The sequence below is a fragment of the Bradyrhizobium sp. UFLA05-89 genome (assembly GCF_059803475.1).
On the sequence record NZ_JBANBA010000223.1, the window covers coordinates 1 to 4153 of the forward strand.

General features: G+C 61.0%; 4 protein-coding genes and 1 pseudogene. 3 read left to right on the top strand and 2 right to left on the bottom strand.

The genetic code is table 11. The features are described from left to right. The first annotated feature begins 123 nt into the window (after positions 1–123). The 3 genes from tnpA (at position 124) to tnpC (ending at position 2523) form a co-directional block, all read left to right on the top strand. Positions 124–534 (top strand): IS66-like element accessory protein TnpA, encoded by a 411-nt coding sequence (gene tnpA, locus SO139_RS45580; protein ID WP_498542102.1) that lies wholly within the window; start codon positions 124–126, stop codon positions 532–534. Beyond that, complete coding sequence (tnpB, locus tag SO139_RS45585) at positions 531–878, top strand: IS66 family insertion sequence element accessory protein TnpB (RefSeq protein ID WP_498542103.1); 348 nt, start codon at positions 531–533, stop codon at positions 876–878. The genes tnpA and tnpB overlap by 4 nt, the downstream gene beginning before the upstream one ends. A 73-nt stretch (positions 879–951) precedes the next feature. Then, positions 952–2523: an IS66 family transposase gene (gene tnpC, locus SO139_RS45590; RefSeq protein WP_498542104.1), complete on the top strand. Its 1572-nt coding sequence runs from the start codon at positions 952–954 to the stop codon at positions 2521–2523. Between the two features lie 122 nt (positions 2524–2645). On the opposite strand, the gene SO139_RS45595 is transcribed toward tnpC, so the two are convergent. Both SO139_RS45595 and SO139_RS45600 read right to left on the bottom strand, forming a co-directional pair. After that, positions 2646–3032 (bottom strand): addiction module antidote protein, encoded by a 387-nt coding sequence (locus SO139_RS45595; RefSeq protein ID WP_498542105.1) that lies wholly within the window; start codon positions 3030–3032, stop codon positions 2646–2648. 164 nt (positions 3033–3196) lie between these two features. Beyond that, positions 3197–3457, bottom strand: a pseudogene (locus tag SO139_RS45600) (IS66 family transposase); the annotation flags it as partial. Positions 3458–4153: the final 696 nt, after the last annotated feature.

The window sequence follows — 4153 nt, forward strand, 5'->3', positions numbered from 1 at the left end:
GCGCGGGCTGTCACGCCTCACCGACATCGCGCTGGGCGCCATGGTCGGAGGAGAATTTGTGGGTAATTGAAAGCCGGTGAAGGCCGCCTTGCCGAATGAGGCATGTTGTTGAGAACTGTCCTTATGGACAGTGATAGGCGCAGTGCCCAAGTCGAACGGCTTGAGGTGGTGGACACGGGCCGGCGACGGCGCTGGTCCGAGGACGAGAAGCTCAAGATCGTCCTGGAGAGCTTACGGGCGCCGCGCCAGGTGGCGGCAACGGCGCGGCAATATGGCGTTTCGCGCTCATTGCTGCTGCGATGGCGACGGTCGTTTCACCCCGAGCCGAAGGATGCCGCCGATCAACCTGGCTTCGTACCGGCGATGGTGGTCGCGGAGTCAGTGCCGACGCCTTGTCAAGTCGCGCCGGCCAGCAGCGGCGGGGCGATCGAGATCGAGTTTGCGACCGGAGCTCGGATGCGGATCACGGGTGCGGTCGACGCGGCGACGCTGAAGGCCGCCGTGGCGGCGCTGGCAGATGGGCGCCTACGGTGATCCCCATTGCTTCGGGCGTGCGGGTGTGGATTGCGACCGGCCACACTGATATGCGTCGCGGCATGAACTCGCTGGGCTTGCTGGTGCAGGAAGCCTTCAAGCGAGACCCCCATGGCGGCGACCTCTATGTGTTCCGTGGCAGGAGCGGCAAGCTGATCAAGATCCTTTGGCACGATGGACTGGGCATGTCGCTCTACGCCAAGCGGCTGGAGCGCGGCCGCTTCCTGTGGCCGTCGTCGGCTGATGGCGTGGTGACAATCACCCCAGCCCAGCTTGGCTACCTGCTGGAGGGCATCGACTGGCGGATGCCGCAACAGACCTGGCGACCGCTGGCGGCTGGCTGATCGCTGGGATTTGAATCGGTGACAGGATCAGCGGTTCGGACAGAGATCGCGTCTTGTGATTCTCTGGTCGGCGATGAGCGCCGATGATTCTCTTCCCGACGATGCGACCACGCTGCAGGCGATGCTGCGCGCCGAGCGAGCGGCCCGGTTGGCCGCGGAAGCCGAGGCCCAAGCGGGGACCTTGCTGATCGAGAAGCTCAAGCTCACGATCAAGAAGCTCAGGCACGAGCAGTTCGGACAGTCCTCCGAGCGAGGCGCATTGCTGGACCAGCTCGAGCTACAGCTCGCCGATCTGGAAGAGAACGCAGCGCAAGCTGAGACCGCGGCGCAGATGGCAGCCGAGAAGATTGCGGTGCCATCGTTCGAGCGCCGCAAGCCAGCCCGCCGGCCGCTGCCGGAGCATTTGCCGCGGGAGCGCATTGTCTATCCGGTGCCTGCGACCTGCCCATGCTGCGGCGATAGCCGGTTGCGCAAAATTGGCGAGGACGTGACCGAGACGCTGGAGCTCGCTCCGCGCCAGTGGAAGGTGATCCAGCACGTGCGCGAGAAGCTCGTCTGCCGGGCCTGCGAAGCGATCACCCAGCCGCCGGCTCCCTCGCACCCGATTGCGCGCGGGCGTGCAGGCCCCAAGCTGCTGGCCCATGTTCTGTTCGCCAAGTACGGCCTGCACCTGCCGCTTCATCGTCAGAGCGACGTCTACCAGCGTGAAGGCATCGACCTCGATGTCTCGACGCTGGCAGATTGGGTGGGAGCCTCCGCCGCAACCCTGATGCCGCTGGTTGACGCGATCCGGAGCCATGTCTTCGCAGCTGAGCGCATCCACGCCGACGACACCACGGTGCCGGTCCTGGCCAAGGGCAAGACCCGAACCGGCCGGCTCTGGACCTACGTGCGCGACGACCGCCCGTTTGCCGGGCCAGATCCGCCGGCAGCGGTGTTCTTCTACTCGCCGGACCGTGGCGGTGCGCATCCCGGGCAGCATCTGGCGGGCTATGCCGGGCTGATGCAGGCCGACGCCTACGCTGGGTTCAGCAGGCTCTACGAGACCAATCGCCAAGCAGGCCTGATCATCGAGGCCGCGTGCTGGGCACACGGCAGGCGCAAGTTCTTCGATCTCGCGCGGCTCAGCAAGGCGCCGATCGCGGCCGAGGCGGTCAAGCGCATCGATGTCCTGTTCGCCATCGAACGTGAGATCAACAGTCTTGCTGCGCAGGCGCGCCTGCGCGTGCGCCAGGAGCGTAGCCGCCCTCTGATCGTCGAGCTCGAGGCGTGGTTGCGAGAGCAGCGCGCCAAGCTCTCCAGCAACAACGACACAACCAAGGCGATCAATTACTGCCTCAGCCGCTGGGACGCATTTAGCCGCTTCCTTGATGACGGACGGCTTTGCATGTCGAACAATGCTGCTGAGCGTGAGCTACGGGCGGTCGCCGTGGGCAGGAAAAATTGGACCTTCGCCGGCTCCGATGAGGGCGGCCGGCGTGCGGCTGCCATCTACAGTCTCATCGCCAGCGCCAAGCTGAATGACATCGACCCACAAGCTTGGCTTGCCGACGTGCTGGCGCGCCTACCGGATCACCCTGCCAAGCGCATTGACGAGCTGCTTCCTTGGAATTGGCAGCCCCAAAGCGTCGCTCACGCCGCTTAAGCGTGATCAGCCTTGCCAAAAAACGGCGTAGCCGGGGCGGTCGTTGGACGCGCGCAAAAGCACCAGGGGGATTATCGACGGATTGACCTGCCGCGCCAATGGCAGGTGGGATCGTGATGAGACTAGTATCGATTGCGAGCATGCCGCCGTTTCGCCTCCGCGGCGATCCCCGCCTCCATATCCGCGATCGACTTTGCTGGCCCCTTATATGGCAGGGACCCGAATACGCCTTTCGGTTGGGCGTGCAGTTCAACACCAAGAGAACCAAGTACTTTCATAACGCTGCTGAACTCGGGATGTCCCTCTGAACTAAGGGTCTTATAAAGGTTTTCGCGTGAAAGACCTGTATCCTTAGCAAGAGCGGACATACCGCGCGCGCGGGCAACAATGCCGATAGCGTCGGTGACGAAGCCTGGATCATTGGTTTCGAAGGCTTCGCTTAGGTAAGCGGCGATCGCCTCAGGACTGTCCAGATACTCGGATGCGTCAAATGGTCTAGTTTTGGCCATTGCTCTTCTCCAACGCCACTGGCGAGCGCGCCAAATCACTAACGGATTAAGACAATTGGCCAGTTTCTCTAACCTACGCCACGCCGTATTTTATAAGATACAAATGCCGCAGCAACAACTCAATGCCGTCGTTTCTCGCTCGATCTGGCTGCCAAACCACCGAGTCAACGGCGAGCTTGCGGGACCAGGGCCTTGCCCGGACGCGTACTCCTGGTCAGGACGTCGGTGAGGTAGGCAAGCGAGTCGATGTCGTTGAGCTTGCAGGTCTCGACCAGGGACGCGACGACAGCCCAGTGTTCAGCACCACCGTCGGATTCGGCAAACAGCGCGCACTTGCGGCTGAGCTTGATGCCGCGGATTGATCGTTCGACGGTATTGTTGTCGAGTTCGATGTGGCCGCCATCGACGAAGCGCGTTAGCCCCTCAAGCGCGCCCCCGAAGTATCACCAGCCGCAGATTTCGAAATCTGGGTTGACAGGGTTGAGAAGTTGACACCCTGGATCAGTCAGGGTAACCGGCCCGAACAGGGTGAGATCGAGCTGCCCGCTTGTTAAGTCCACGATTTCCGTCAAGTTGCGAATAGCGCCGCAAAATTACATGGCGCCGCTAGTCTGAATATAGCCTCGCCAACGCTTGCATCACATCTTCCTGCCCGACCGTTTTGCCCTTTTCGATTGCATTCCCTATTTCCTTACAAATCGCTTGCAGATGATCGTCGCTATAAACAAATCACCACATGTCTGAGATTGCCAATTGCTAGATCAAGTAAGAAGCCATTGTCAGAGGCTTCGCAAAGATAAAGGAGCACGATTCGGTGCGATTCCGCCTTATATCTCCGAACGATAGTTTCCAGCCTTTTGACATCGATCCTGAAATGCATATGCTCTTGACCGATAGACGCCTGAGCTAGCCTATCAACAATCGCTAGATTCTCATCTGAGACGAAAGCCGATACAAACTCGGCTGTGTTATTGCCCTCAGCGTTATCGTAGATAGCCCATTAGGGGCGCTAAAGTAGACGCTGCGTTTAGTTCTGGTTTGGGTCGATTCCGTTGAAAAAGGGCGGCAGTAATCCGATGTATTGGCGTCAGCGGCGATGCGGCCGAGCGGCTGTGTCGGCC

Coding starts and splice junctions, on each gene's coding strand:
- tnpA (WP_498542102.1), top strand. CDS start 124: ATGGACAGTGATAGGCGCAGTGCCCAAGTCGAACGGCTTGAGGTGGTG.
- tnpC (WP_498542104.1), top strand. CDS start 952: ATGAGCGCCGATGATTCTCTTCCCGACGATGCGACCACGCTGCAGGCG.
- SO139_RS45595 (WP_498542105.1), bottom strand. CDS start 3,032: ATGGCCAAAACTAGACCATTTGACGCATCCGAGTATCTGGACAGTCCT.